The 26950-nt window shown below is 65.8% G+C and carries 24 protein-coding genes and 2 pseudogenes; 21 read left to right on the top strand and 5 right to left on the bottom strand.

The features are described 5' to 3' along the window. The 4 genes from ACZK3W_RS10800 (at position 1) to ACZK3W_RS10785 (ending at position 1906) form a co-directional block, all read left to right on the top strand. A complete protein-coding gene (locus ACZK3W_RS10800) occupies positions 1–216 on the top strand; it encodes a hypothetical protein (RefSeq protein ID WP_478450805.1) in 216 nt (71 codons plus the stop codon). A gap of 97 nt (positions 217–313) precedes the next feature. After that, positions 314–601, top strand: coding sequence for a hypothetical protein (locus ACZK3W_RS10795; protein ID WP_478450804.1), 288 nt, complete (start codon positions 314–316; stop codon positions 599–601). Positions 602–773: 172 nt separating this feature from the next. Continuing rightward, a complete protein-coding gene (locus tag ACZK3W_RS10790) occupies positions 774–1238 on the top strand; it encodes a hypothetical protein (protein ID WP_478450802.1) in 465 nt (154 codons plus the stop codon). Positions 1239–1378: 140 nt separating this feature from the next. After that, on the top strand, positions 1379–1906 hold the full coding sequence (locus tag ACZK3W_RS10785; RefSeq protein ID WP_478450800.1) for a hypothetical protein: 528 nt from the start codon (positions 1379–1381) through the stop codon (positions 1904–1906). 117 nt (positions 1907–2023) lie between these two features. Here ACZK3W_RS10785 and ACZK3W_RS10780 read toward each other — a convergent pair whose 3' ends face one another. Continuing rightward, positions 2024–4783, bottom strand: a complete 2760-nt coding sequence (locus ACZK3W_RS10780; protein WP_478450799.1) for a bifunctional diguanylate cyclase/phosphodiesterase — start codon at positions 4781–4783, stop codon at positions 2024–2026. Positions 4784–4914: 131 nt separating this feature from the next. On the opposite strand from ACZK3W_RS10780, the gene ACZK3W_RS10775 reads away from it, so the two are divergent. Next, positions 4915–7017 carry a PAS domain-containing sensor histidine kinase gene (locus tag ACZK3W_RS10775; protein ID WP_478450798.1) on the top strand — a complete coding sequence of 701 codons (2103 nt, stop codon included), beginning with the start codon at positions 4915–4917 and terminating at the stop codon, positions 7015–7017. A gap of 4 nt (positions 7018–7021) precedes the next feature. Then, positions 7022–8794 carry an EAL domain-containing protein gene (locus ACZK3W_RS10770; protein WP_317216541.1) on the top strand — a complete coding sequence of 591 codons (1773 nt, stop codon included), beginning with the start codon at positions 7022–7024 and terminating at the stop codon, positions 8792–8794. A 199-nt stretch (positions 8795–8993) separates the two neighbouring features. Here ACZK3W_RS10770 and ACZK3W_RS10765 read toward each other — a convergent pair whose 3' ends face one another. The 4 genes from ACZK3W_RS10765 to flgA all read right to left on the bottom strand — a co-directional run bounded on the left by ACZK3W_RS10765 (position 8994) and on the right by flgA (position 11678). Then, positions 8994–10214 carry an ATP-binding protein gene (locus ACZK3W_RS10765; protein ID WP_019337422.1) on the bottom strand — a complete coding sequence of 407 codons (1221 nt, stop codon included), beginning with the start codon at positions 10212–10214 and terminating at the stop codon, positions 8994–8996. 91 nt (positions 10215–10305) lie between these two features. Beyond that, positions 10306–10644, bottom strand: a complete 339-nt coding sequence (locus ACZK3W_RS10760; protein ID WP_010485882.1) for a flagella protein — start codon at positions 10642–10644, stop codon at positions 10306–10308. Further along, positions 10641–10946, bottom strand: coding sequence for a flagellar biosynthesis anti-sigma factor FlgM (flgM, locus tag ACZK3W_RS10755; RefSeq protein ID WP_049421929.1), 306 nt, complete (start codon positions 10944–10946; stop codon positions 10641–10643). The genes ACZK3W_RS10760 and flgM overlap by 4 nt, the downstream gene beginning before the upstream one ends. Positions 10947–11021: 75 nt before the next feature. Then, entirely contained in the window at positions 11022–11678 is a 657-nt protein-coding gene (gene flgA, locus ACZK3W_RS10750; RefSeq protein WP_478445788.1) for a flagellar basal body P-ring formation chaperone FlgA, read from the bottom strand. A 177-nt stretch (positions 11679–11855) separates the two neighbouring features. Between flgA and ACZK3W_RS10745 the strand changes: the two genes are divergently transcribed. The 15 genes and pseudogenes from ACZK3W_RS10745 to ACZK3W_RS10675 all read left to right on the top strand — a co-directional run bounded on the left by ACZK3W_RS10745 (position 11856) and on the right by ACZK3W_RS10675 (position 26899). Beyond that, complete coding sequence (locus ACZK3W_RS10745; protein WP_032127374.1) at positions 11856–12800, top strand: chemotaxis protein; 945 nt, start codon at positions 11856–11858, stop codon at positions 12798–12800. A gap of 137 nt (positions 12801–12937) precedes the next feature. Then, entirely contained in the window at positions 12938–13333 is a 396-nt protein-coding gene (gene flgB, locus ACZK3W_RS10740; protein WP_478450797.1) for a flagellar basal body rod protein FlgB, read from the top strand. A 3-nt stretch (positions 13334–13336) separates the two neighbouring features. Continuing rightward, entirely contained in the window at positions 13337–13744 is a 408-nt protein-coding gene (gene flgC, locus ACZK3W_RS10735) for a flagellar basal body rod protein FlgC (RefSeq protein ID WP_010485892.1), read from the top strand. Positions 13745–13767: 23 nt separating this feature from the next. Continuing rightward, complete coding sequence (locus ACZK3W_RS10730; RefSeq protein WP_049421924.1) at positions 13768–14451, top strand: flagellar hook assembly protein FlgD; 684 nt, start codon at positions 13768–13770, stop codon at positions 14449–14451. 32 nt (positions 14452–14483) lie between these two features. Next, on the top strand, positions 14484–15707 hold the full coding sequence (gene flgE, locus ACZK3W_RS10725; RefSeq protein ID WP_049398109.1) for a flagellar hook protein FlgE: 1224 nt from the start codon (positions 14484–14486) through the stop codon (positions 15705–15707). Between the two features lie 32 nt (positions 15708–15739). Further along, a complete protein-coding gene (locus ACZK3W_RS10720) occupies positions 15740–16489 on the top strand; it encodes a flagellar basal body rod protein FlgF (protein ID WP_032127377.1) in 750 nt (249 codons plus the stop codon). A 102-nt stretch (positions 16490–16591) separates the two neighbouring features. Beyond that, positions 16592–17377 (top strand): flagellar basal-body rod protein FlgG, encoded by a 786-nt coding sequence (flgG, locus tag ACZK3W_RS10715; protein WP_478450796.1) that lies wholly within the window; start codon positions 16592–16594, stop codon positions 17375–17377. A 22-nt stretch (positions 17378–17399) separates the two neighbouring features. Continuing rightward, positions 17400–18092: a flagellar basal body L-ring protein FlgH gene (gene flgH / locus ACZK3W_RS10710; protein WP_478416039.1), complete on the top strand. Its 693-nt coding sequence runs from the start codon at positions 17400–17402 to the stop codon at positions 18090–18092. Between the two features lie 2 nt (positions 18093–18094). Continuing rightward, on the top strand, positions 18095–19231 hold the full coding sequence (locus ACZK3W_RS10705) for a flagellar basal body P-ring protein FlgI (protein WP_049421917.1): 1137 nt from the start codon (positions 18095–18097) through the stop codon (positions 19229–19231). Position 19232: 1 nt separating this feature from the next. Further along, positions 19233–20432 carry a flagellar assembly peptidoglycan hydrolase FlgJ gene (gene flgJ / locus ACZK3W_RS10700; protein WP_478450795.1) on the top strand — a complete coding sequence of 400 codons (1200 nt, stop codon included), beginning with the start codon at positions 19233–19235 and terminating at the stop codon, positions 20430–20432. An 8-nt stretch (positions 20433–20440) separates the two neighbouring features. Then, positions 20441–22320, top strand: a pseudogene (gene flgK, locus ACZK3W_RS10695) (flagellar hook-associated protein FlgK). Further along, positions 22317–23525, top strand: coding sequence for a flagellar hook-associated protein FlgL (gene flgL / locus ACZK3W_RS10690; protein ID WP_049398114.1), 1209 nt, complete (start codon positions 22317–22319; stop codon positions 23523–23525). The pseudogene flgK and the gene flgL overlap by 4 nt, the downstream one beginning before the upstream one ends. A gap of 86 nt (positions 23526–23611) precedes the next feature. Then, positions 23612–24343, top strand: a pseudogene (locus ACZK3W_RS10685) (flagellin N-terminal helical domain-containing protein); the annotation flags it as partial. Positions 24344–24376: 33 nt separating this feature from the next. Continuing rightward, positions 24377–25159, top strand: a complete 783-nt coding sequence (locus tag ACZK3W_RS10680) for a flagellin (RefSeq protein WP_478057450.1) — start codon at positions 24377–24379, stop codon at positions 25157–25159. A 222-nt stretch (positions 25160–25381) separates the two neighbouring features. Next, the gene (locus tag ACZK3W_RS10675) at positions 25382–26899 is read left to right on the top strand and encodes a flagellin N-terminal helical domain-containing protein (RefSeq protein WP_106467965.1); all 1518 of its coding nucleotides are present in this window, start codon (positions 25382–25384) and stop codon (positions 26897–26899) included. Positions 26900–26950 lie beyond the last annotated feature (51 nt).

Below are 26950 nucleotides of genomic sequence, written 5' to 3'. Positions count from 1 at the left end.
ATGACCCTGATCCGCGCCCTGCCCTCCCTCGCCGACACCGAGCGCCCGCGCAACGCGAGCGTGCGTGAGCAGCTGCAGCAGCTGGAAGAGGTGGCCCGCGAGGAGATCCGCGAACTGCAGCAGCTGGCCGATGCGCGCCCTGCCCTGTCCCGCACGGACGACGCGCTGCTGGGTCTGGCGTGGGACCTGGGGTTGGATGGGGAAGGCTTGAGGTAGATCCACGCCATGCGTGGATGGTCTTCACCACCACCCGCTCCAAACCCATGGCATGATCCGCCCATGCCACCTACGGCTGGACACGGAGTGTCGTCGCATGAGCACCACGTTCATGACCTGGCTGGGATTTTCTGTGATGGTGCTCATCGCGGTCACCTTCACCTGGCGCCCCGCCTACGCCACTTTGCGGCCACCCCGGCATAGACCTGTCGCATTCCTGTTCGGCAGCCTGCTCTTCATGCTGATGGCCTTTCTATTTGCCTGGGCGCCGGCAACTGCCATCAACACCGGGCATGTTCATCTGAGCCATCACCGCTCCGGCACCATTGATGCATGGCGGGACATCGAGCCGATAACCTTCTGGCTGATCATCGTCGCGGAGTAAGTGTTCGGGCTGTTGATCGCCAGCTATTCCATTGCAGGCATCGCATTGATGAAACGGTAGATCCACGCCATGCGTGGGTGCATGCGATCGCCCCTCCACCCTTTCGGACTTGTTGCATGGTGTGGATCACAGGCCCGGGGCACACTCGTCGCTCTCCCACCCTGGTGGCCGCATGGCATTCAATTTCGAAGAAGCGCGAGAAACCTTCGAACAGTTTCTGATCATCATGGACGATCAGATTGAATGGCTGATCGAACAAGCACAGCTCCGCGGCGTCGACCTTGACGGCAGCTTGGAGAGCCTTGATCGCCTGGAGACGCTGTACACGACGATGGCTGCAACGTTGTCGGAGGACGAACAGGATGGCCTGAGGATTGTGTTTGCACGATATCTGGGCGATGTAGTGTGGGAGCATCACGGCGGCAAATGGACCCTTCCACTGGATGATCCAAAAGACATCAATTTCAACATGCCGGTTATCGTGGGGCACTCATCCTGCCCGTGGCTGGAATTCAATCCCATCCATACGATGCATTGCTATGCCCTACGCCCAAAGGCTGGAATGCTCCGAAGCATCGTCGCGCACAGTGTTGATCCACAGATTCTGGATCTCAGCGATCTGGTGGAAGACGATTGAACCCAGGAGACTGCTCGATTCACTGGACCGCCCCCGCGAGGACGGTAGCTGGTTCCGGGCAACATCCACGCACGGCGTGGATCTACTGGCGTGGCGTATTCGCTATGGCATGATGCCCCGGTCCCGTTCATGGAAGACCGATGGCCATCGCCCTGATCGCATTGCTGCTGATCGAAGTCCTGCTGCTAGTGCTGTGGGCGCCGTTCTTCTTCCGCACCGGCATCGTCCTGTTCAATCAACGCATTGCCGCTACGCCGGCAGAGCTGGCGCAGCTTTCGCTGGCCGGGTTGGAGCATGATCTGCCGGCCGATACCTGGCTGCGCCTGGTATTCCGCGCGCTGCCGGACGGCAGTGTCGCCTTTCGCGAGAGCTTCACGCCGAGCTTTGGCGGTCGCTACTTTCCGCTGATGCGCGGGCGGGTGATGATCGACGCGCAACGCAGGGAGGTGCGGGTGGTCGGGCGGTGCAGCTGGTTCGCGCTGGGCCTGACACTGATGCTGGTGCCCATCATCCTGGTCCGCCCGGCTGCGTCGCCGATGCTGGTGGCCCTGCTGCTGTTCTACATGGGCTATTTCATCCAGCGCCGACGCTATGCACATGTGGTGGAAGCAGTGCGCGCACGGCTTCGCTCCGAATTTCCGCAGCGAATGGTTGCCGCATCGCAGTAGATCCACGCCATGCGTGGATGATCGCGAGCACCGGCATCCGTGTCGACCAAGGTCGACACCTACCAGAGCGGTGCGTCGGCGTGCGGCGATCCCGACGGGCATGGCCCGGCGCCAACCTCAGCGTGCCAGCACGACCTCGCTGGCAGCGTCGGTGCGCCCGGGCGCGGCGTGCTGCTGGCGCAGCCACTGCGCCAGGTCGCGCGGGCTGAGCGGGCGCGAGTACAGGTAGCCCTGGATCTCGTCGCAGCCCTGGCGACGCAGCATATCTTCTTCCTGGTGCGTTTCCACGCCCTCGGCCACCACTTTCATGCCCAGCGCGTGGCCCAGGTGCACGATGGCCTGGGTCACTTCGGCCGTGCCCGAGTCATGCAGCATGCCCTGCACGAAACTGCGGTCGATCTTCAGGCGCCCCACCGGGAAACGGTTGAGGTAGTTCAGATTGGAGAAGCCGGTACCAAAGTCATCCACCGCCAGTGGCACACCATGCCGTTCCAGCACGTCGAAGCAGTGGCGCAGGATGTCGGTGTCACGGATCAGCGCCGACTCGGTCAGCTCCAGTTCCAGCCGCTGCGGCGGCCAGCCATGGGCATGGCAGATCTCGATCACCCGCTCGGCAAAGCCACGGTCACGCAACTGCACCGCCGATACATTGACCGCGATGCGGTCGAAACACAGGCCGGCCCGGTCCCAGGCGATCGCCTGGCGGCAGGCTTCATTCAGTACCCAGTCGCCGATGCGCACGATTTCGCCGCACTTCTCTGCAATCGGAATGAACTCGGCCGGGCTGCAGTAGCCGATGCCGGGACGATGCCAGCGCAGCAGTGCCTCGACCGCTGGTGGCTCGCCCTGGTGCGCATGCAGCAGCGGCTGGTAGGCCAGGCTGAACTCTTCGCGTTCGATCGCCCCGTGCAGGGCATGCTCCAACTCGAGCTTGCGCTGGATGCGGGCCAATGCGTCCTGGCTGTAGTACTGGTAGGTGTTGCGCCCCGCTTCCTTGGCCGCGTACATCGCGGCGTCGGCGGCACGCAGCAGTGAATCGAAATCGGTCTGGGCATCGCCCAGCATCGCGATGCCGACGCTGGCACCGACCTTCAACGTGGTCTCACCACGCCGCAGTGGCTCGGCCAGCGAGGCAATCAGCTTGCGGGCGACATGACCCGCATCTTCCGGCTCGGCCAGGTCGCGCAGCACAACGATGAACTCATCGCCACTGAAGCGGCCAAACAGGTCGTTGTTGCGCAGGTTCTGGTGCAGGCGGGTGGCGGCGGCCTTCAGCAGCGCATCACCGGTGGCATGACCGAAGCTGTCATTGATGGTCTTGAAGCCGTCCAGGTCGATGAACAACATCGCCAGCGAGGTGCCGCGGTCGCGCGCTTCCTCGATGGCTTCTGCCGTCTGCTCGCCGAGCAGCACACGATTGGGCAGACCGGTGAGCAGATCGTAGTGCGCCAGCAGCTCGATGCGCTCGTTGGCCTCGCGCTCGCGGGTGATGTCACGGAACAGCACCACGAACCGAGGCGGCAGGCCGTCACGGCGATCCAGCTCGATCAGCACCTGCACCCACACGCGCAGGCCTGACTGGCGATAGAAGCACAGGTCCAGCTGTTCCGGCAGTCCACCCGCAGCGATCCGGCCCAGCGCCGCCTCGAAGGCATTGCGCGAATCCTCGGTGTACAGCGCCAGCGCCTGATCGAGGGTGATCGGCTCCTTGCGCAGGCCGTGGATGCGGTAGCACTCCTCGGTCCACTGCATGTGCCGGGTCTGCACTTCGATCTCGCAGCCGCCGATGCGGCCCAGCGCGGAAACACGGTTGAGCAGTTCGGTACGCCAGCGGATCAGTGCATCGGTCTGGTGCTGCTCGGTGATGTTCTGCACTTGGCCGAGCAGGCGCTTGGGCTGGCCATCCATGTCCAGCAGCGGCTGCATCCATAGCCGCAGATGCTGCGACGGCTCATTGCCGCGGGTCAGTTCCAGTTCGATGTTGGCGGCCCGGCCGTCGCGCCACAAGCGTCGCCATGCTGCGCGTAGCGCACCACGCGAGCGCGGATGCAGCTGCTTCAGCCAGCGCCGCTGGCCGGGTACGGCCCCCTGCTCCAACGCCAGCAGCGAACGCAGCTCCGGCGACCACCAGAAATGACCGCTGTTGGGGTCGAACGACCAGCTGCCCATGCTGGCGATGCGCTGGGCCTCGCTCAGGTGCAGCTGCTGTTCCTGAAGCAGCCCTTCCAGCTGCTTCTGCTGTTCGATATCGGTATGCGTGCCGACCATGCGCAGCGGCTGGCCATCGGCGGTGCGCGCGACCACGCGGCCGCGGTCCAGTACCCAACGCCACTGGCCATCGGCCTGGCGGAAACGGAACTGTACGCTGTACTGCTCGCTCAAGCCACGCAGATGCTCATCCAGTGCAGCCCGCACCTGTGCGATGTCCTCGCTGTGCACGCGGGCCAGAATCTCGGTAGCGGTTTCATCGCCCAGTGCCGGGGTGCGCACCACACGGTCGCTGGGAATGTCCCAGTCCCAGAGGCTGTGGCCAGCACTGTCCAGCGCCAGCTCCCAGCGCCCACCGCCGCCGAGCGGCACCGGCTCGGGAATGCTCAGCGTGAAGGCCAGCAGGTTGCCGGCGCCATCATGCACCGCGCGCAGGTGGCCGTCGTAGTGGCCGTGCGGGCCACCCGGCAGCGTACAGGCCACGATGCCGCCATCGGCGGCCATCAGGCGCAGATCTTCCAGCATCGGCGCATACGCAGCCACGGTCGCCGGCAGGCCGTGCTCGCGCGCAGCCGGATTGGCCGCCAGCGGGCGGCCCGTGCGGTCGACGATGACCAGCGCCGACGCAAGCGGGTGCTGCAGCAGGCTGGCGATGATCCCTTGGTCCACGCGATCTTGCTCCGGATGACACGCCCGTCAGCGGGGCACGCAGTGGTTAACGGCGCCTGCGGCGGATAATTGAGTGGTCTGGGCGCACCTGCGCGGTAAGATGGCCGGCGCCCCTTTCTTCCGCCCTGTCCATGCCCGCAGAACCGACCGGCAACGCCCCAGTTCCCGACCCGCGGATGGCGCAGGCGCTGAGCCGCGACCGGCGCCGGGTGGTGCTGAGCTACCTGGCGATGGCGCTGGCCTGGATGATCTCCACCGACAGTGCGGTGCAGGCACTGGTGCCCGACCCGCAGCAGGCGGCCTTGTGGCAGGGCCTGAAGGGCTCGTTCTTTGCCCTCGCCAGTGCCGGCCTGCTGTATCTGCTGCTGCGCCCGCTGGCCGAGCATGTGCTGCACACCCATGCACGCCAGCAAGCCTCGGAGCTGCGCCTGCGGCAGATGTTCGAAGGCAACCCCGGCCCTATCCTGGTCTACGACCTCGATACGCTGGCGATCCTCGATGCCAATCCGGCGGCCTGTACGGCCTTCGGCTGGGACCGTGGCGAACTGCTGGAGCAGACCATCGATTCGCTGTGGCCGCCAGGCCAGGACCAGGCACTGCAGACCAAGCTGGAGGCGATCCGCGAGGCACCGGAGGAACTGTGCATCCTGCGTACCCAACTGCAGCTGCGGGACGGCTCGCTGCGGCAGATGGAACTTCGCTCCAATGCCATCAGCTATGACGGCCACAACGCCCGCCTGCTGATTGCCATCGACCGCACCGCTGAAGACCTGGCCCAGCTGCGCCGTGACCAGGCGCTGGCGCGGGTCGAAGAAGCCCACGAGCTGGCGCGCATCGGCGCCTGGGAACTGGACCCCTCCACGGGACTTGGCCGCTATTCGAACCAGGTCTATCGCTTGCTCGGTCGCCGCCCGCCCGAGGCGCGGCGCTGGCATCGCTTCGACGAACTGCTGGTGCCGGCAGACCCGGCCACCGCCACCCAGACCGAACAGCTGCTGGCCGAGCTCTGCTCCGGCGAGCCGGTCCAGGTGGACGTGCTGTTGCCGTTGCTGTCGATGGATGGGCGCGCCTTGATGGTGCATCTGCGTGCGGCCAGCGGCATCGACGAGGCCGGCCGCAACCGCGTGCTGGGCACCCTGCAGGACGTGACGGAGCGCGAGCAGTCGCGACGCCTGCTGCGCGAGCGCGAGGAACAGTTCCGCGAGCTGGTACGAGTACTGCCCGACGGCGTGGTCATCCTCTCCGACGAACACGTGCTGTACGCCAACGCCTGGGCCGCCAGCCTGTTCGGCTATGGCAGCCACACCCTGCTGGGCGAACCCCTGTCAGCACTGGTGGACAGCGCCGATCTGGCCCGCGTGCGCAGCCAATTGCGTGCAGGCCAACCACACCTGGGGCCCGGTCACAGCAGCGTGGTGGCGATGCAGCGCGCGGATGGCCGCAGCTTCCATGCCGGCCTGGCGGTGGGCGAAGTGCGTTATGGCGGACGCGACTGCAAGCTGCTGATCGTGCGCGACCTGAGCGATTCCGAACGCACCCGCATTGCACTGGAAACCAGCAACCGTGAGCTGCAGGCGATGGCCGGCCGACTGTTCTCGCTGCAGGAGGATGAGCGCCGCGCGATCTCGCGCGACCTGCACGACGACATCGGCCAGGCGATCACCGCAATCAAGCTGTCCGCCCATGCTGCGCAGGACGAGCATGATCCACAGCGCCGCGCCGAGGATCTGGCGCAGATCGTCAGCCTGGCCGACACCACCGTGGCCAAGCTGCGCGACATCTCCACGCTGCTGCGCCCGCCGCAGCTGGATGCCCTGGGCCTGGAGGCCGCACTGAGCTGGCAGGCACGGGTGCTGTTCCGTTCGTCGCCAGTGGAACTGCTGGCCGAGATCGAACCGCTGCCACAACGTCCTGACAACAGCATCGAGCAGGCCTGCTTCCGCATCGCGCAGGAGAGCCTGACCAATGCCCTGCGCCATGCCCGCGCCAGCCAGGTCCTGCTGCAGCTGCGCGATGTCGGCCAGCGCGGCCTGCACCTGCAGATCCGTGATGATGGCGAGGGCTTCGACCCGGACGGTCCGCGCGGGCTGGGCCTGATCGTGATGCGTGAGCGTGCGCAGAGCGTCGGTGGCCATGTGCGGATCGAATCCGCACACGGCGAAGGCACCCTGATCGACGTACACCTCCCCTACCAGGCGGCCAGCATGGCCGCCGTTGAGTCACCGGACTACTGAGCCTATGTGGAATCCCAACCAGCCCCCGGTCAGCATCGATGATGCGCCTGATCGCCTTGGCGCCGGCAACCCCGAGCTGCAGGCGATGGTCGCCGAGGCGGCCTCGGGCGGCACCGCACTGATGTTGATGCACGTGGACATCGACCACTTCGCCTCGGTCAACGAAAACATGAGCGCCGAGGTGGGTGACCAGGCCCTGGTGCTGGTGGCGCAGCGGTTGCAGTCCTACCTGCGTGGTCGCGGCAAGCTGTGGCGCCACGGCAGCGATGAGTTCCTGATCGCAGTGCCACGCACCGCCGACGTGCCATTGCCGGAGGACTTCGCAGAGGAGATCCGGCAGCAGATGGAGCTGCCGCTGTCGGTGCTGCCGTACACCTTGTTCATGACCGGCAAGCTGGGCGTCAGCCTGTGCCCGGACCATGCCAGCAGCACCTCGCGCCTGCTCGATCACGCCGAAGATGCGCTGTACCAAGCGGCCCGCGAAGGCGGCAACGCGGTGCGCATCCACGCCGTGGATACGCCACCGAGCGCGCACAGCGAAAGCATCATCGCCCGCCAGATCGTGGACGCCATTCCCAATGGTGAGCTGAAACTGCGTTACCAGCCGCTGGTCAGCGCCCGCGATGGCCACGTGGTCGGCATGGAAGCGCTGCTGCGCTGGCAGTCGCCGACGCTGGGCATGCTGGTGCCGGAGCGCTTCATGCGCACCGCCGAGCGGCTGGGCATCATCGTGCAGATCGGCACCTGGGTGCTGGAAGGCGCACTGAAGCAGGCACGCCTGTGGCGCGACCAGGGCTTCGACGACTTCACCATCGCGGTAAATGTCTCCACCCTGCAGCTGCTGCGGCCCAACTTCTTCGCTGAAGTCATGGGCCTGATCCAGGCCGCGGGCGTGCCGGCACAGATGCTGACGCTGGAGATCAACGAAAGCGCGCTGACCAACAACGTCAACTTCGTGCACGAGACGCTGGCCAATCTGCGCAACGAAGGTATCAGCCTGAGCCTGGACAATTTCGGCACCGGCGATTCCAGCCTGAGTGCACTGGTCCGCTACCCGGTGGACAAGCTCAAGATCGACCGCAGCTTCATCAAGAGCGCGCCGGCCGGCAACCGTGAGGCGGCCATCGCCCGCGCGATCGTCGCCATGGGCCATCAGCTGGGCATGACCGTGATCGCCAACGGCGTGGAATCACAGGCCCAGCTGGGCTTCCTGCGCCGCAATGACTGCGATGTGTTCCAGGGCTACCTGTTCGGCGAACCGATGTCGGCCGATGCCGCCGGCATGACCCTGCGCCGCCGCTACCTGCGTCCGGAAGCCTTTGCCGAGACCCGTCCCGACCGCACGCTGCTGCTGCTGGACGACGAAGAAAACGTACTGCGCTCGCTGGTGCGCCTGTTCCGTCGCGACGGCTACCGCATCCTGGCCGCCGGCAACGTGCGCGATGCATTCGACCTGCTGGCAATCAATGACGTGCAGGTGATCCTGTCCGACCAGCGCATGAGCGACATGAGCGGCACCGAGTTCTTGGGCCGGGTGAAGATGCTGTACCCGGACACGATCCGCCTGGTGCTGTCCGGTTACACCGATCTGAACACCGTGACCGACGCGATCAACCGCGGTGCGATCTATCGCTTCCTGACCAAGCCGTGGAACGACGACGAGCTGCGCAAGCACATCCACCAGGCGTTCCGCACCTATGAGGAACAGCGCCGCAGCAACGCCGGTCCGGCGCCGGTGGAAAGCGGAGATGGCGGCGAGGATCGCCCATTGCGGTAACGATCCCCTCTGGTAGCGCCGGCCGCTGGCCGGCTGCTCTGGATGTCGGGTTCAATGAGGTTGCCGGCCAGCGGCCGGCACTACCCGAAGCGCGAATCCAGGTCTGGGACAAGCCCTGGTAGAGCCGGCCGCTGGCCGGCTGCTCTCGATGCCCGGTCCAATGGGATCGCCGGCCAGCGGCCGGCACTACCTGAAGCGGTCAGCGCGGCTGCTTCACCGGCAGCACCACGCGGAAACGCGAACCCACGCCCGGGGTACTGTCCAGGTCGATACGGCCGTGGTGCTTGTTGATGATGCTGTAGGAGATCGACAGGCCCAGGCCGGTGCCGCTGCCGACCGGCTTGGTGGTGAAGAACGGATCGAAGATGCGCTGGCGCAGTTCCGGCGAGATGCCGCCGCCGGTGTCTTCAAACTCGACCCATACATGATCGCCATCAACGCCGGTACGCACCGTGATCGTGCCGCGCTCGGCGATGGCGTGGCCGGCGTTGAGCAGCAGGTTCATGTAGACCTGGTTCAATTCCGACGGCAGGCACTCCACCAACGGCAACTGGCCGAACTCCCGCACCAGGGTGACCTTGTACTTCAGCTCGTTCCAGATGATGTTGATGGTCGATTCCAGGCCCGCGTGCAGGTCGACCAGCTTCCACGACTCGTCGCGGCCGGAATACGAGAAGTCCTTCAGATCACGCACGATGCGCGTCACCCGCTCGATGCCTTCGCGCGACTCGGCCATCAGCTGCGGCAGGTCGCGGCTGATGAAATCGATGTCCAGGCGGTCACGGATATCGTCAATCTCCGGGATCAGCGCCTTCGGGTCCGGCGCCCGCAATGCGCGCTCGTAGGCTTCGATCACGGTGAACAGGCTGCGCAGGTACTCCTGCAGGCTGCCCAGGTTGGAGTGCACGTAGCCGATCGGGTTGTTGATCTCGTGCGCGACGCCTGCGGCGAGCTGGCCGATCGAGGCCATTTTCTCCGACTGCAGCAGTTTTTCCTGGGTACCGTTGAGGCGCAGGTAGGCCTGCCGCAGCTCTGCATGACGCTGCTGCAATTCGCGTTCGTAGTCTTCCTGGCCTTCGATATGGCGGAACAACGCCAGGAAGTGCCCCTGGCCGACCGGGCCGTGGTGATACAGATGGGCGATGACCACGCCCTCGCCCAGCGGCAGGCTGCCGTTCCAGTGACCATGCTGGCGCGCCTGCTCCAATGCATCAGGCGGCAGCAGTTCACGCAGGCGCTGCGGCGGCGGCAGGCCGCCGCCCTCACCGCTGGCCAGCAGGTTCTGCGCGGCCGGGTTGGCCAGGGCCACCTGCCCGTCTTCGGTGAACAGCAGCAGCCCTTCGCGCAGGCGCTCAAGCAGCGCCTGCAGCACCGGCTGCGGCGGAAGGGGGGCGGTAACCAGGGCGTTGGCAGCGGACACGGCGACTCGGGGCATTCGAACAGGCGCCCAATATACGCGGTCGTGCGGTGGGCTTCAGCCCGCTTGATGGGGTTGTGCGACCGCCGTCGCGTCAGGCGACGGCGAGTGGGCGGCGCGCAGTGACCGTGTGCGCCTGACCCTTGGCATCGTAGGCCGAGGCATCTTCGGTGCGGCCCAGCTGGCGCAGTGCCCAGTTGACCTCGCGGCGGCGGCGCGACAGCAGTACGCCGTTGGCACGGTTGCGCTCGGCCAGTTCCTGCAGCTGTTCACCCTCGCCCACCGGCGGCGCGCCTTCCAGCGCACGCAGCGCCTCCAGCTTGGCACCGGTGGCCCGGATCAGGGCGTGCACGTCGTGCTCGACCAGGGCCTGGCGTTCAACGTCCAGGGCCTGGGCAAGACGCTGCAGCGGCTCGCTCATCGCCGCAGTCATCCGTGCAGCTGCTGGTCCAGCTCGAGCATGCGCGATGCGATCGCGTCCGGATTGATCTTGTAGGTGCCGTTCTGCAGCGACTCGCGCACCGCAGCCACGCGCTGGGCGTCGATTGCCGGGGCGGTGGTCAGCTCACGCTCGATGGCCTGCAGATTGGTGGCCTCGCCGGTCAGGCGCAGGCTGTCGGCCGCTTCGACCGGGCGCGTCGCCGCATCGGTGCTGACGCCGGGCTTGTTGGCCGGGGTCGTCACGCTGCGCAGTGCCTGGGGGACCTGCAGGTTGCCGTCGATTTTCTGGCTCATGGGGTGTCCTGGAGTTGCCGTTCACAAGGGATAACGGCCGCAGGGCCGTGATCTTTAGGGATATTTTGCGGTAAATCAACGCGCCACGATTACGTCACCGGCGGCATCGACCGTGCCCTGCACGATGCGCCGCGAGGACAGGTTCTCCACCGAGACCCGTTCGTTTTCACCGGCATCGCCCATCGCACGGCCTGCAATACGGACCTCGACCGAGCCGCGACGCGAAACCAGGGCCACATTGTCTCCTCGCTTGATGAGACGCTGCACCACCAGATCGTTGTTCGACAGCAGGGCTCCGGCCTGCAACGGACGGCGGGCGATGCGGCCGATCGCTGCATTCGGATCGGCCAGCACCGCACCGGCAATCCGGGCGGCGTCACGCTGGGCAGTGGTGATATCGGCGGCGGTGAGGGTTTCTCCAGTACCGATTCCGCGGTTGAGCACCAGCACGGTCTGGTTGCGCCGCACCTTTACTGGCACGAACAGGCGCCAGCCGCCGGCATCGGGGCAGCTGACTTCAACCGTGGTGTTGGCGGTGGGCTGCACCTGCAGCGCGCCAGCACACCTGGGCAAGCGCAGCGCATCGGCCACCTGGGCCTCGCCCTCGCTGCCGGCCGGCAGCGTCGACAACGCGGCGGTGCGGATACTGGCCACCGGCTGCCAGTCGGCGGCAACCGCCCACGGCGGGGCCAGCGCCAGCGCGATGGCGAACAGAGATGTGACCCGGCGCATGGCGCCTCCTGTCGAAGGGATCTGGCCCAGGTGCGTGCAAGGGGTGTGCCAGATCGACGGAGCGGCTTCTGTAGAGTCGAGCCATGCTCGACTGGCCGTCCGGAGCAGAGCAGTCGAGCATGGCTCGACTCTACAAAAGCGCTCAAGTTCGGGGCCCACCCCGCCGATACAGCAGCCATGTCCCATGACCTGCTCAACCGGATCGACCAGCGGACCCGACTGGCCGGCCACAATCGCCTGGCGCTGCTGCTGTTCCGCCTCGGCGGACGTCAGCTTTTTGGCGTCAATGTCTTCAAGGTGCAGGAAGTCCTGCGCCGCCCGGAGCTGTTCCAGGTACCCGGACTGCCCAGCCAGTTCGCCGGCGTGGCCGACGTCCGTGGCCGCTCGGTGCCGGTGCTGGACCTGGGCCTGGCCATCGGCCACCCCGAGCGTGAGCCCGATGCGGACACCTCGCCCGGCTACCTGGTCGTCACCGAGTTCAACCGCTCGATCCAGGGCTTCCTGGTCAGCGGCGTGGAGCGCATCGTCAACATCGCGGTGGAAGACATCCATCCGCCACCGGAACTGGGCGCCGAATCGAGCTATCTGACGGCGGTGACCCGCTTCCAGGGCGAGTTGATCCAGGTGATCGACGTTGAAAGCGTGCTGGCCGATATCGCCCAGGTACGCGGTGAAGCAGTACTCGACCCGGCGATGGCAATGCCCGCCGACGGCCCGCAACTGCAGGTGCTCGTGGTGGACGACTCTCGTGTAGCCCGCCAACAGATCCGCAGCGTGTTGGACCAGCTTGGGGTGGGTGCCACCCTGCTTTCCGACGGCAAGCAGGCGCTGGACCACCTGCTGCAGATCCAGGCCTCGGGCGAGAACCCCGCCGAGCGCTACGCCATGGTCATCTCGGACATCGAAATGCCGGCCATGGACGGCTATACGCTGACGACGGAAATCCGGCGCCACCCGGGCCTTGCCGGCCTGTATGTCCTGCTGCATACCTCGCTGTCGGGCGTATTCAACAATGCGATGGTCGAGCGCGTCGGTGCCAACGCCTTCGTCGCCAAGTATTCGCCGCACGAACTGGCCGACTTCGTGCTGGACCGCTTGCGCAAGGTCGCGATGGCGGCCTGAGGCCTCTGATCCGGTAGTGCCGGCCGCTGGCCGGCAACCGCGGACAATCCGGGAAGCCGGCCAGCGACCGGCACTACCCTCTCGAATTTGGCACACCCCTTGCAGCTTCCCGGGCAACGTTCCTGTGGGAGTGCACCGTGCGCAACCTGATTACCGACTACCTGGGCGTCCACGCCCAGGCCATGCCGTTGCGCGAACAGCGGATGAAGCTGATCGCCAGCAACCTCGGCAATGCCGACACTCCCGGCTACAAGGCCCAGGATCTGGACTTCGATGCCGCCCTGCGCCACGCCCAGGGGCAGGATGCCAATGGCCTGATGGCCACCACCCACGAGCAGCACTACGAGATCAGTAGTGGCCTGAACCCGTTCCAGATCTCGCGCGAAGGCGTGCAGCCCAGCCTGGACGGCAACACCGTCGATCCAGATGCCGAGCGTGCCGCCTATGGCCGCGCCGCACTCGAATACCGCGCCTCGCTCAGCTTCGTCGAGAGCAAGGTGCGTTCCATGCTGACCGCGATCACGGGGCAATAAGCCATGAGCAACCTGCCGATATTCGATATCGCCGGCTCCGCGCTGCAGGCGCAGTCGGTGCGCATGAGCACCATCGCCTCCAACCTCTCCAACGCCGACACCGTCGCCGGTTCCGCCGATGCCGTGTACAAGCCGCTGGAACCGATCTTCCAGGCAGTGACCAGCAAGAACGATCCGAACATCACGTCGGTGAAGGTCAAGGAGATCACCCAGAGCGAAGCCGCGCCGATCAAGCGCTATGAACCGGGCCACCCGCTGGCCGACGGCGATGGCTACATCTACCAGCCGGATGTCGATCCGGTGGCGCAGATGGTCAACCTGATCTCGACTTCGCGCAATTACCAGGCTGGCGTGGAGATGCTGACCACCGCCAAGGAACTGGCCCTGGCGACCTTGACCATGGGCCGCTGAGGCCCGTAGCACCGGATACCACCATGACCACCGCCGTCAACAACCAGACCAACCAGGACGTCTACGCCGCGCTCGGCCTGAACGCCCCGAACAGCAACGCCACCAAGAAGAAGAACACGCTGGACCAGGCCGATTTCCTGCGCCTGATGACCGAGCAGCTGCAGCACCAGGATCCGCTGAAGCCGATGGACAACACGCAGATGGTTGCGCAGATGGCGCAGATGTCCACCGTGCAGGGCATCACCGATCTGAACAAGACGGTGAAGGGTTTCCAGGAATCGATGGCCAGCGACCAGGTGCTGCGCGGTGCCGCTCTGGTTGGCCACCAGGTACTGGTGCCGTCGGAAAAGCTGGTACTGGAAAAGGAAGGCAGCGTCGAAGGCACGGTGGCTGCGCCCTCGGCCGGCATCGTGACCGTCGACATCACCGATGCCAACGGCACCAAGGTCACCTCGCTGAGCGTAGAAGCCAAGGCCGCTGGCGAAACCGCGTTTCAGTGGGACGGCAAGGACGCCAACGGCAAGCGCATGGAACCGGGCAAGTACTCCATCGTCGCCAACCACGTCGACACCGCCGGCAAGAGCACCAAGCTGTCCACCTTCGTGCAGGCCCCGGTGGAGAGCGTGACCGTCGGCTCCGACGGCCTGTACCTGAATCTCAAGGGCCTGGGCACGGCCCCGATCGACTACGTGCTCCGCGTCAGCTGAGCCGCACATTCCGCATCTACCAGGAGCATCCCATGGGCTTCAACGTCTCCCTGTCCGGCATCAATGCCGCCAATACCGACCTGAGCGTCACCGCCAACAACGTCGCGAACGTCAATACCGCCGGCTTCAAGCAATCACGCGCCGAGTTCGCTGACCTGTTCGCCTCCACCAGCTACGGCCTGTCGAAGAACCAGACCGGCTCGGGCGTGCGTGTTTCCAACGTGGCCCAACAGTTCATCCAGGGCCACAACGAGCAGACCGGCCGCAGCCTGGACATGGCGATCTCCGGTGAGGGCTTCTTCACCATGAACATGAACGGCTCGCGCGTGTACTCGCGTGCCGGCAACTTCCAGACCGATTCCGCCGGCTATGTGATCAACCCGCAGGGCGCGCGCCTGCAGGTGTTCGCGCCGAACGCCGATGGCACCAACTTCGATGCCGGCCGCCTGGTGGACCTGCAGCTGCTGACTACCGACAGCGCGCCGAAGCAGACCAGCGAAGTGAAGGTCGGTTTCACCCTGCCCGCCAACGCCAAGCAACCGACGGTCAATACCTTCGACCCGACCGACTCGAACAGCTACAACCACTCCAGCGGCGGCATCACCGTGTACGACTCGCTGGGCGTGAGCCACATCCAGGTTTCGTACTTCGTGAAGGGCGCCAACCCAAACGAGTGGACCGTGCGCAACTACGTGGATGGCCAGCCGGCCGGCGCACCGACCCCGGTGACGTTCGACAACAGCGGCAAGCTGACCAATCCTGCCAACGGCAAGGTCAGCCTCGGTACTTTCACCCCGACCACCGGCGCGGGCCAGCTGAACATGACGCTGGATATCAGCGGCTCGACCCAGTACGGCGAGAAGTTCGCGCTGCGCAACACCCAGCAGGATGGCTATGCCGCCGGCAAGCTCAACGAGATCACCGTATCGGAAACCGGCGTGGTCTATGCCCGCTACTCCAACGGCGACGACAAGCCCCTCGGCCAGGTCGCACTGACCACGTTCAACAACACGCAGGGTCTGGAGCAGAAGGGCAACAACCTGTGGGTGGAGACGTTCGAGTCGGGCACGCCGCGCACCGGCATGCCAGACACCTCCAACCTCGGCAAGATCCAGGCCGGCTCGCTGGAAGCATCCACCGTCGACCTCACCGAGCAGCTGGTCAACATGATCACCGCGCAGCGCAACTTCCAGGCCAACGCGCAGATGATCACCACGCAGGACCAGATCACCCAGACCGTCATCAACATCCGTTGATGACCTGCTGACCCCGTCACGGAACTCCCCGCATGGATAAAGCCCTTTACGTCGCGATGACCGGTGCCCGCGCCTCCCTGCAGGCGCAGGGTACGCTCAGCCACAACCTCGCCAACTCCGACACCCCCGGCTTCAAGGAAGCGCTGGCCAACACCGAAGCCTTCCCGATCCGTGGCCCGGGCTTTGCCTCGCGGGTGGATGCGCTGCATGTCGACGCCGGATTCAACCGCACGCCCGGTTCGCAGCACATCACCGGCAAACCGCTGGACCTGTCCCTGCAGACCGGCACCTGGCTGGCCGTGCAGTCCAGTGACGGCAGCGAGGCGTACACGCGCGGCGCGGCGTTGTCGGTGACGCCGAACGGCCAGCTGGTGACCTCCAGCGGCCGCCCGGTACTGGATGACAACAACAACCCGATCGCCATTCCGCCCTACCAGGCGATGGAGATCGGTGCCGACGGCACGCTCTCGATCATTCCGCAGGGCGAAGGCCCGCAGACCATGGCGCAGATCGGCAGGATCAAGGTCGTGCAGGCACCGGATGAGCGCCTCGAACGCGGCCTGGATGGCCTGTTCCGCAACACCGACCCGCTGCAGCCGTTCGCACCGGCACAGGGCACGGCCGTGCACAGCGGCCAGCTGGAAGGCAGCAACGTGGATGCCGCTGGCGCGCTGGTGCAGATGATCCAGCTGCAGCGCCAGTACGAAATGCAGGTGCAGGTGATCAAGCACGGCGACGAAAACGCGCGCAGCGCCAACAGCATGCTGCGCCTGGGCAGCTGACGGAATTCCGGCGCCGGTTGATGCCGGCGCTGGCACACCGCTTGCACACCCGCATACAAGGGCCGCACCACGCGGCCGGCTTCAGCAGACAGGACATCGAAGATGAACCAGGCATTGTGGATCGCGAAAACCGGACTGGATGCGCAGCAGATGCGCATGTCGGTGGTTTCCAACAACCTCGCCAACACCAACACCACCGGCTTCAAGCAGGACCGTGCCAGTTTTGAAGACCTGCTGTACCAGCAGGTACGGCAGCCCGGCGGCTCCTCGTCGGCGCAGACGCAGCTGCCCACCGGCCTGCAGCTGGGTACCGGCGTGCGCGTGGTCGCCACCGCCAAGAACTTTGAACAGGGTGGCCAGCAGCAGACCGGCCGCGCCCTGGACGTGATGGTCAATGGCCGCGGCTTCTTCGAAGTTCAGATGCCTGATGGCAGCTCGGCCTACACCCGTGATGGCTCGTTCAAGATCAACCAGGACAGCGAGCTGGTCACCAACAGCGGCTACCCGGTGCAGCCGGGCATCCAGATTCCCGAAGGCGCGCAGTCGGTGACCATCGGCACCGATGGCACCATCAGCGTGAAGATGGCCGACGGCGCCGCCTCGGTGGAAGTCGGCGTACTGACCCTGACCGACTTCGTCAATCCCGCTGGCCTGCAGGCACGTGGCGAGAACCTGTTCCTGGAGACCACTGCGTCCGGCCCGGCACAGAACGGCAACCCCGGCCTCAACGGCCTCGGCACTGTGGTGCAGGGCGCGCTGGAAGGCAGCAACGTCAACGTGGTGGAGGAGCTGGTGTCGATGATCGAAACCCAGCGCGCCTACGAGATGAACGCCAAGGCGATCTCCACCACCGACTCGATGCTCGGTTATCTCAACAACAAGCTCTGACCGGCCAAATCGGGAAACCGCCATGTCGCCCATTTCCAACTTCGCCCGCACTGCTCTCGCCTGCGCCGTGGCCACCCTGCTCGGTGGCTGCGTGATCGCGGGCGACGTGCGCCCCTACCCGACGATGGCACCGATCCAGCCGATCATGCCGCCGCAGGCACAGCCGACCGCCGGCGCGATCTACGCTGCCGGCCCGACCCTGCAGCTGTATTCGGACCGGCGCGCGCGCGATGTTGGCGACCTGTTGACCATCACCCTGCTGGAAAACACCACCGCGCAGACCAGCGCCAACACGGCCACCAACAAGGAATCGAACCTGAGCCTGGGAACGCCGTCCATTCTCGGCGCTCCGGTCACCCTCGGCGGCAAGGACATCCTGAGTGCCACAGCCAAGGGCGCGCGTGACTTCACCGGCAAGGGCAACAGCGCGCAGAGCAACCGCCTGCAGGGCAGCGTCACCGTCACCGTGGTGCAGCGCCTGCCCAACGGCAACCTGGTGGTGCAGGGTCAGAAGAACCTGCGGCTCAACCAGGGCGATGAACTGGTGCAGGTGCAGGGCATCGTGCGCCCGGGCGACATCAGCCAGGACAACACCATTCCGTCCAGCCGCGTGGCCGAGGCCCGCATCGTCTACGGCGGCCGCGGTCCCGTCGCGCAGTCCAACGCGATGGGCTGGCTGAGCCGCTTCTTCAACTCCGGCCTGACGCCGTTCTGAGTATGGCCATGAAACTCTTCTCCTCTTCTTCCTGGCAGCGACGCATGGCGTCGTTCGTCGCGCTGATGCTGCTGGTCGTGGCTGCCCCTGCCAGCGCCGAGCGCATCAAGGACCTGGCCCAGGTCGGCGGCGTGCGCGGCAATGCGCTGGTGGGTTATGGCCTGGTGGTCGGCCTGGATGGCAGCGGCGACCGCACCAGCCAGGCACCCTTCACCGTGCAGAGCCTGAAGAACCTGCTCGGCGAACTGGGCGTCAACGTGCCGCCGAACGTCAACCCGCAGCTGAAGAACGTGGCCGCCGTGGCGATCCACGCCGAACTGCCGCCGTTCGCCAAGCCGGGCCAGCCGATCGACATCACCGTGTCCTCGATCGGCAACGCGGTCTCGCTGCGGGGCGGTTCGCTGCTGATGGCGCCGCTGCGCGGTGCTGACGGCCAGATCTATGCCATCGCACAGGGCAACCTGATCGTCGGCGGCTTTGGTGCGCAGGGCAAGGATGGTTCCCGTGTCTCGGTGAACGTGCCCAGCGTCGGCCGCATTCCCAACGGTGCCACCGTTGAACGCGCCCTGCCCGACCCGCTGGCCAACGGCGGCGACATCACCCTGAACCTGCACAACAACGACTTCACCACGGTCTCGCGCATGGTTGCCGCGCTCAACAACGCCTTCGGCGAAGGTGCGGCGCGTGCGGTCGATGGCGTGACCGTGGCGGTCACCGCGCCGACCGACCCAGGCGCGCGCATCGGCCTGCTGGCACGCATCGAGAACCTGGAACTGACCCCCGGCAGCGCCCCGGCCAAGGTGGTGGTCAATTCGCGTACCGGCACCGTGGTCATCGGCCAGCAGGTGCGCGTGGGACCGGCGGCGATCTCGCATGGTTCGCTGACCGTGACCATCCAGGAAAACACCAACGTCAGCCAGCCCAATGCGCTGTCCGGCGGCCGCACCGTGGCCAGCCCGCAGTCGACCATCACCGCCACCAACGACGGCAGCCGCATGTTCAAGTTCAGCGGCGGCACCACCCTGGACGAGATCGTGCACGCGGTGAACGCCGTGGGCGCGGCACCGGGCGATCTCATCGCGATCCTGGAAGCCCTGAAGCAGGCCGGCGCACTGAGTGCCGAGCTCGAGGTGATCTGATATGCGTATCACTCCCGCATTCGATCTGCACCCGGCGCAACAGAACGATCCGGCCAAGATCGACAAGGTCGCGCGCCAGCTGGAAGGCCAGTTCGCGCAGATGCTGGTCAAGAGCATGCGTGACGCCAGCTTCGGCGATTCGCTGTTCCCCGGCGAAAACAAGATGTTCCGCGAGATGTACGACCAGAAGATTGCCGAGGCCATGACCCGCGGCAAGGGCCTGGGACTGTCGGGCATGATCAGCCGGCAGCTGTCCGGCCAGGCCGCCGACGGCCCGGCGCTGGATACCCGCGTGGACCCGGCCCAGGCCAGTCGTGCCTACCAGCTCAATGCACCGGCCAAGCCGGCACCGTCGCTGCCGCTGGAAGACGGCAGCCAGGCCGTACGCCTGCTGCAGCAGATGGCCGCCGGTGCACAGCACGGTGCGCAGGCGGCGGTCGCACCGATGGAACAGGCCCTGGACCTGATCGCCGGCCGCGAGAGCAGCAGCATGCACCGCTCGTTGGGCACCGAGGATCCGTACATCGGCAGCCTGCAGGGCGAGGACTGGGCCGCCAACAGCGACCAGTGGTCGGCCACCGCCAGCAACCGCGGCACCGCGATCAGTCCGGCCGATGCGATGGCTACCCGCACCGCCGTCGCCCAGCTGGGCGAGCACACCCCGGAAGGCTTCGTTGCCAGCATCTGGCAGCACGCGCAGAGTGCAGCCAAGGAACTGGGCGTGGATGCCCGCGCCCTGGTCGCCCAGGCGGCGCTGGAAACCGGCTGGGGCAAGCGCCACATCAAGCATGCCGACGGTAGCACTTCGCACAACCTGTTCGGCATCAAGGCCAATGGCTGGAACGGCCAGCGCGCCGTAGCCGGCACCCATGAATATGTCGATGGCGTGCGCCGCAACGAGACCGCCAGCTTCCGTGCCTACAGTTCGCCGGCCGAAAGCTTCGCCGACTACGTGCGTCTGCTGAAGACCAGCCCGCGTTACCAGCAGGCCCTGCAGGCCGGCACCGACGTGCAGGGCTTCGCCCGCGGCCTGCAGCGCGCCGGCTACGCCACCGATCCTCGCTATGCGGCCAAGATCGCCGCGATCGCCGGCGGACCGACCATCGAGCGCGCCGTCAGCGCCGTCGCCGATGCCGGCTCGCGCCTTGGCCAGACCTTCGCCAGCACCGCAACCGCGGCGCTGGGTATCACTCGTCGTTGAGGAACCCCATGTCCAGCGTACTTTCCACCGGTACTGGTGCCCTGCTCGCCTTCCAGCGTGCGTTGGCGACCACCAGCCACAACGTCGCCAACATCAACACCCCTGGCTACAGCCGGCAGAAGGTCGACTTCGCCACGTCTGATCCGCAGAACTACGGCTTTGGGGACGTTGGCAGCGGCACCCGCATCACCGATATCCGCCGTGCTGCCGACCAGCTGGCCATCTCGCGCCTGCTCGACAGCAGCGGCGAGCTGGCACGCCTGAAGCAGCTTTCGGGCATGGCCGACCGGGTGAATGCCCTGTTCTCGGACCCGGCCACGAATGTCGCCGGCTCCTGGTCCAACTTCTTCGACGCCGTCAGTGGCCTTTCGTCCAACGCGGCCGGCACGGCCGACCGGCAGAGCCTGCTCGATGGCGGCAAGGCCCTGGCGAGCCGCTTCGTGCAGCTCAACACGCAGATGAACAACCTGAGCAGCGAGGTCAACAACGGGCTCATTGCCGGCGCCACGGAAGTCAATCGCCTGGCGCAGGAGATTGCGCAGATCAACGGCGCCATTGGCAGCAACGTGGCCAACGCGGCGCCGGACCTGCTCGACCGTCGCGACCAGCTGATCTCGCAGCTGATCGGTTACACCGGTGGCACTGCCGTCGTCCAGGATGGCGGCGTGATGAACGTCTATACCGCAGGCGGCAATGCGCTGGTGGTGGGCACGACTGCGTCCAAGGTCACTACGGTGACCGATCCATACCAGCCCGAACGCCTGCAACTGGCGCTGGAAACCCAGGGCAACACGATCACGCTCGATCCCAAGGCAGTGGGCGGAAAGATCGGCGGCATGCTCGAGTTCCGCGATACCGTGCTGACACCGGCCCAGGCCGAACTGGGCAAGCTCGCCGTCGGCCTGGCCGAGAGCTTCAACCAGGCGCACCACCAGGGCGTGGACCTGTACGGCAAGATGGGCGGCGACTTCTTCACCATCGGCAACCCGCGCGTCACGCCCAACGCGAGCAATACCGGTACCGGCAGCCTCACCGCGACCTACGGTGACCTCTCCAAGCTGGAGGCACAGAACATCGTCCTCAAGTTCGACGGCACCCAGTGGCAGGCCACCCGCGCCGACACCGGCGCCACCGTTGCGTTGACCGGTACCGGCACGACCGCCGATCCGCTGGTGATCAATGGCGTCAAGCTGGTGGTCGGCGGCACCCCGGCCACCAACGACCGTTTCCTCCTGCAGCCGACCGCGGGCGTCGCCGGAAGCCTGGAAACCGCCATCACCGATCCCTCCCGCATCGCCGCAGCGGCAGCGGTCAAGGGTACGGCTGCACTGGCCAACACCGGCACCGGGAAGTTGACCGGCGTCACCGTCAACGACGTATCCAATCCGAACCTGCGCGACCCTGCCGCAATCGTGTTCACGTCGGCGACCACCTACACCATCAACGGTGGGCCGCCGCAGACCTACACGCCGGGCCAGACCATCAGCGCCAATGGCTGGAGCTTCGTGCTGGACGGCACACCGAAGGTCGGCGACACCTTCAATATCAGCCCTACTCCGGCAGGCTCGTCGGACAACAGCAACGCGGCAAAGCTGGCCAAGGTCGAGGACGCCAAGGCGTTCAACGGCGGCACCGTCACCCTCAACGGTGCGCTGGGGGGGTGACCACGCAGGTCGGCGCGGCGGCACGTTCGGCCGAGTACTCGCTGGACGCGCAGCAGGTCATCACGGACAAGGCGCAGGCAGCCCGCGACGAGATCTCCGGCGTCAACCTGGATGAGGAAGCAGCCGACATGCTGCGGTTGCAGCAGGCCTATCAGGCCGCCTCGCAGCTGATCTCCACCGCCGACAACATGTTCCAGACCATCCTGGGAGCCGTCCGTCGATGAGCAGCCGAATTTCCACCGGGATGATGTTCAACCAGTCGGTGTCGCTGATGCTCGCCAAGCAGTCGAAAATCAGCCACCTCGAGCAGCAGATCGCAACTGGCAGCAAGATCACCTCCGCCAAGGACGACCCCGTCGCTGCAGGTACGGCCGTTGGCCTGGACCGTGTCGTGGCCGGGCTCGAGCAGCTCGGCAAGAACGCCAACAGCGTGCAGAACCGCCTGGGCCTGCAGGAAAACGCCTTGGCTCAGGTCAATGAGCTCATGTCGCGCGCCGTGGAGTTGAGTATCCAGGCCAACAGCCCGGTGCCCAAGGCCAGTGACCTCAAGGCCATCGTGAGCGAGCTGAAGACCATCCAGGAAAGCCTGCTGTCGCTGGCCAATTCCCGGGATGGCAGCGGACGCTACCTGTTCGGTGGCAGCAACGATGCTGACGCCCCGTTCCAGCGGAGCGGCGGCACCGTGACCTACAGCGGTGACCAGAACCAGCGGCAGGTGGAGGTGGCACCGGGCCAACTGGTCTCCGACGCCCTGCCCGGCAGCGAGATCTTCATGCGCATCCCCACCGGCGATGGCCGTGTGGATGCCAGCGCGGCCGCTGGCAACACCGGCAGTGGCCTGTTGACCTCGGTCAGCCGTGACGGCAGCGGCAGCTGGGCCGGCGGCACGCTCAATGTCCGCTTCACCGGCACTGCCGAAGGTGCCTATGAGGTGGTTGATGGCACCGGCACGGTGGTCGGCAGCGGAACCCACAAACCCGGCGAGGACATTGTCGTTGGCGGCGTGCGCATGCGCATCGAGGGCAAGCCAGCCGCCGGTGATCAGTTCAACGTCAGCGACGCGGGTAGCCGCGACATCTTCTCCACCCTGGACAAACTGGTCGCCGCACTGGAAACCGACCCGTCCACCGAAAGCCAGCGCACGGCGCTGCAGAACACGCTGCAGTCCAGCATCCGCGACCTCAACAGGGCCTCGGAAACGATGATCGACGCCCGCGCCAAGGGCGGCGCCCAGCTGGCCGCCATCGATACCGCGGCCAGCGCCCGCGAAGCCACTGCCGTCACCGTCAAGAGCACGCTCTCGACGATGCGCGACCTCGATTACGCCGATGCCATCGGCCAATACAAGCTGGAGACCGCCGCCCTTCAAGCCGCCCAGACGATCTTCAGCCAGATGCAGGCGATGTCCCTGTTCAACAAGATCCGCTAGTCCCTTTCCCCGTTCCATCCGTCTTCCAGCACGGCGCGTCCCGCGCCTTCCACACCGAAACAACCGAGCAACCACGGAGAAGCACCATGGCACAGATCATCAACACCAACACCATGTCGCTGAACGCTCAGCGCAACCTGTCCACCAGCAGCAGCTCGCTGGCCACCTCGATCCAGCGCCTGTCCTCGGGCATGCGCATCAACAGTGCCAAGGACGACGCCGCCGGTCTGGCGATCTCCGAGCGTTTCACCACCCAGATCCGTGGCATCAACCAGGCCGCGCGCAACGCCAACGACGGCATCTCGCTGGCACAGACCGCTGAAGGCGCACTGGGCGAAGTCGGCAACAACCTGCAGCGCATCCGCGAACTGGCCGTACAGGCCCGCAGCGCGACCAACTCGGCCTCGGACCGCCAGGCGCTGAACGCCGAAGTGCAGCTGCTGAAGCAGGAAATCCAGCGCGTTGCCGAGCAGACCAACTTCAACGGCACCAGCCTGCTGGACGGCAGCTTCACCAACCAGGCCTTCCAGATCGGCGCCGACCAGGGCCAGACCATCAACATCTCGCAGATCACCAATGCGAATGTGCACAAGCTGGGCGACTGGACCAGTGCCTCGACCCCGGCAAGCGTGGCCGGCAAGACTGCGACCGGTGGCGCCGAGGCTGCGATTCCGACGACCTCGGGGACCTCCGGCATCTTCAATGATGTCGCGGCCGCTGCTCCTGCTTTCAGCTTCTCAGTAGGCGGCATTTCGATCCATACCGCTGCTGCTGGCGCCAATGTAACCGCCGCTGACATTACCGCAGCACTGGCCAGCAAGTCCGATGCATTGGCCGCCGCCGGCATCACCATGAGTGGCACCGTCGCTGCCGGCACTTTGGCGTTCTCGCGCGCCGACGGCAATGACCTGCCGATCACCGTCACCGGTGCCGGTGCCGGTGAGGGCTTCGCCACTGGCGCCTTTGTCGCCAACCATCAGAACGGCACGCCGGCAATTGCTGCTGATTTCCCCGCCATCACTGCCGGTCAGCTGACGCTGACCAAGGCCGATGGCAGTGGCGTGGTCGACATCAACGTGGGTGCGGCAAAGAACGCCTCGGAACGCAATACGTTGCTGGTGAACGCCATCAACGCCAAGACCCACGAAACCGGCGTCACCGCATCGCTGATCGACGGGAAGGTGCAGCTGGAAAACAAGGAAGGCAACTTCACCATTGGTGGCTCGCTGAGCGCCACCGCGCTGGCCAATGCCACTGGCCTGACGGCAGGCAGCAGCGCCACCAATGGCACGGCATTCACCGCAGGTACGGCCCAGACGGGCTTTGCAGAACTGGATATCTCCAACCAGGCCAACGCCGACAACGCCATCCTCGCCATGGATGCGGCGCTGCAGTCGGTCAATTCGGCCCGCGCCGACCTCGGCGCGATCCAGAACCGTTTCACCTCGACCATCGCCAATCTGAACACCAATTCGGAGAACCTGTCCGCCGCACGCAGCCGCATCCGCGACGTTGACTACGCACAGGAAACCGCCGAACTGACCCGCGGGCAGATCCTGCAGCAGGCCGGCACGGCCATGCTGGCCCAGGCCAACCAGGTGCCGCAGAACGTACTGCGCCTGCTGCAGTCGTAATTCCTGCACCACTCGAGCTGGAGCCGGGCCCCGCCATGCAGATGGCGGGGCCTTTTCGTTTGACCAGAGAAAAAAGGATCGAAACTCCGCTAAAGGCCGGAGGGGTAGTGCCGTTATTGATTTCAGCAGCGGTAGCACACCCCTTGGGGGGACGCCAGCCACTGCCCCCCGAAACCGGTCAGGCTGCTCTGCCGGACACACTGCCTACAAGGAAACCGCACCATGGCACAAGTCATCAACACCAACACCATGTCGCTGAACGCCCAGCGCAACCTGGGCACCAGCGGCGCCAACCTGGCCACCACCATTCAGCGCCTGTCCTCGGGCATGCGCATCAACAGCGCCAAGGACGATGCTGCCGGCCTGGCGATCTCCGAGCGTTTCACCACCCAGATCCGCGGCGCCAACCAGGCCGCCCGCAACGCCAACGACGGCATCTCGCTGGCCCAGACCGCCGAAGGCGCACTGGGTGAGATCGGCAACAACCTGCAGCGCGTCCGCGAGCTGGCCGTGCAGTCGCGCAGCGCAACCAACTCTGATTCCGACCGTCAGGCCCTGAACGCCGAAGTGCAGCTGCTGAAGCAGGAAATCCAGCGCGTCGCCGAACAGACCAACTTCAACGGCACCAACCTGCTGGACGGCACCTTCACCAACCAGGCCTTCCAGATCGGCGCCAACCAGGGCCAGACGATCAACATCTCGCAGGTTGCCAACGCCAACATCAGCAAGCTGGGTAACTGGACCACCGCGTCGAAAGCTGCGACCGCAACCGGCGCCGTACCGGTGGGTGGCGCAACCGCAGGCACCCCAAATGCAACTGCGGCGACCGTCGCAGCGGGTGATTTCACGGCAGCTACGAGCTATGCCGAGTCCACTCTGAATGTGAACGGTGTGAACGTCACCGTCGCTGCTGCAACGGGCGCGGACAATGCCGCTGCTGCTGCCGACCTCATCTCGAAGATGGCCACGGCGATCAATAGCAACGCTACTCTGGCCGCCTCTGGTGTGACCATGGATGGCACTTCTGGCGTCATCTCGAACGCTGGCGCCGGCTTTAGCATGACGGGTGGCAACCTCACCGCAGCGAAGACTGTTGCTGCAGCGACCGTTCTGCCGAAGGCTGCCGACTTCTCCACCGGCGTCGCCGCTGGCGAACTTCAGATCAGCAAGAGTGATGGCTCCGGCTTCGTCGACATTACCGTCGGCGGTGCGAAGACCGCAGGCGAGCGCAGCACCGCACTGGTCAACGCAATCAATGCGAAGACCCACGAGACGGGTGTCACCGCCTCGCTGGTGGAAGGCAAGCTGCAGCTGACCTCGGAGAAGGCCGACTTCGAAGTGAAGAGCAGCCTGACCGCCGACAAGCTGAAGGATGCTACCGGCCTGGCCACTGGCACCGCCAAGTTCACGGCAGGCAAGGCCGCTGAAGGCTTTGCCGATCTGGACATCTCCTCGAAGGACGGTGCCGACAACGCCATCCTGGCGATGGACGCTGCCCTGAACTCGATCAACTCCGCCCGCGCCGACCTGGGTGCAATCCAGAACCGCTTCACCTCGGTGGTTGCGAACCTGAACACCTCGTCGGAAAACATGTCGGCTGCCCGCAGCCGCATCCGCGACGTGGACTACGCTTCGGAAACCGCCGAGCTGACCCGCAACCAGATCCTGCAGCAGGCCGGTACCGCCATGCTTGCCCAGGCCAACCAGTCCAGCCAGAACGTGCTGAGCCTGCTGCGCTGATCCAGCGGTAGTACAAGGCAACAACGGGAAGGGGGCGCAAGCCCCCTTCTT

It is taken from the genome of Stenotrophomonas sp. 80084_Sma, from assembly GCF_056481995.1.
The sequence above is the reverse complement of the archived record's forward strand: the minus strand, read 5'-3'. Positions and strand labels throughout refer to the sequence as shown.

Excerpts from the sequence above, each read along its gene's own strand:
- ACZK3W_RS10730 (WP_049421924.1), top strand. The coding sequence starts at position 13,768 with ATGACCACCGCCGTCAACAACCAGACCAACCAGGACGTCTACGCCGCG.
- ACZK3W_RS10675 (WP_106467965.1), top strand. The coding sequence starts at position 25,382 with ATGGCACAAGTCATCAACACCAACACCATGTCGCTGAACGCCCAGCGC.
- ACZK3W_RS10720 (WP_032127377.1), top strand. The coding sequence starts at position 15,740 with ATGGATAAAGCCCTTTACGTCGCGATGACCGGTGCCCGCGCCTCCCTG.
- flgE (WP_049398109.1), top strand. The coding sequence starts at position 14,484 with ATGGGCTTCAACGTCTCCCTGTCCGGCATCAATGCCGCCAATACCGAC.
- ACZK3W_RS10775 (WP_478450798.1), top strand. The coding sequence starts at position 4,915 with ATGCCCGCAGAACCGACCGGCAACGCCCCAGTTCCCGACCCGCGGATG.
- ACZK3W_RS10785 (WP_478450800.1), top strand. The coding sequence starts at position 1,379 with ATGGCCATCGCCCTGATCGCATTGCTGCTGATCGAAGTCCTGCTGCTA.
- ACZK3W_RS10770 (WP_317216541.1), top strand. The coding sequence starts at position 7,022 with ATGTGGAATCCCAACCAGCCCCCGGTCAGCATCGATGATGCGCCTGAT.
- flgM (WP_049421929.1), bottom strand. The coding sequence starts at position 10,946 with ATGAGCCAGAAAATCGACGGCAACCTGCAGGTCCCCCAGGCACTGCGC.
- ACZK3W_RS10705 (WP_049421917.1), top strand. The coding sequence starts at position 18,095 with ATGGCCATGAAACTCTTCTCCTCTTCTTCCTGGCAGCGACGCATGGCG.
- flgC (WP_010485892.1), top strand. The coding sequence starts at position 13,337 with ATGAGCAACCTGCCGATATTCGATATCGCCGGCTCCGCGCTGCAGGCG.
- flgL (WP_049398114.1), top strand. The coding sequence starts at position 22,317 with ATGAGCAGCCGAATTTCCACCGGGATGATGTTCAACCAGTCGGTGTCG.
- ACZK3W_RS10680 (WP_478057450.1), top strand. The coding sequence starts at position 24,377 with ATGAGTGGCACCGTCGCTGCCGGCACTTTGGCGTTCTCGCGCGCCGAC.
- flgA (WP_478445788.1), bottom strand. The coding sequence starts at position 11,678 with ATGCGCCGGGTCACATCTCTGTTCGCCATCGCGCTGGCGCTGGCCCCG.
- ACZK3W_RS10790 (WP_478450802.1), top strand. The coding sequence starts at position 774 with ATGGCATTCAATTTCGAAGAAGCGCGAGAAACCTTCGAACAGTTTCTG.
- flgG (WP_478450796.1), top strand. The coding sequence starts at position 16,592 with ATGAACCAGGCATTGTGGATCGCGAAAACCGGACTGGATGCGCAGCAG.
- ACZK3W_RS10760 (WP_010485882.1), bottom strand. The coding sequence starts at position 10,644 with ATGACTGCGGCGATGAGCGAGCCGCTGCAGCGTCTTGCCCAGGCCCTG.
- flgJ (WP_478450795.1), top strand. The coding sequence starts at position 19,233 with ATGCGTATCACTCCCGCATTCGATCTGCACCCGGCGCAACAGAACGAT.
- flgH (WP_478416039.1), top strand. The coding sequence starts at position 17,400 with ATGTCGCCCATTTCCAACTTCGCCCGCACTGCTCTCGCCTGCGCCGTG.
- ACZK3W_RS10745 (WP_032127374.1), top strand. The coding sequence starts at position 11,856 with ATGTCCCATGACCTGCTCAACCGGATCGACCAGCGGACCCGACTGGCC.
- ACZK3W_RS10800 (WP_478450805.1), top strand. The coding sequence starts at position 1 with ATGACCCTGATCCGCGCCCTGCCCTCCCTCGCCGACACCGAGCGCCCG.
- ACZK3W_RS10795 (WP_478450804.1), top strand. The coding sequence starts at position 314 with ATGAGCACCACGTTCATGACCTGGCTGGGATTTTCTGTGATGGTGCTC.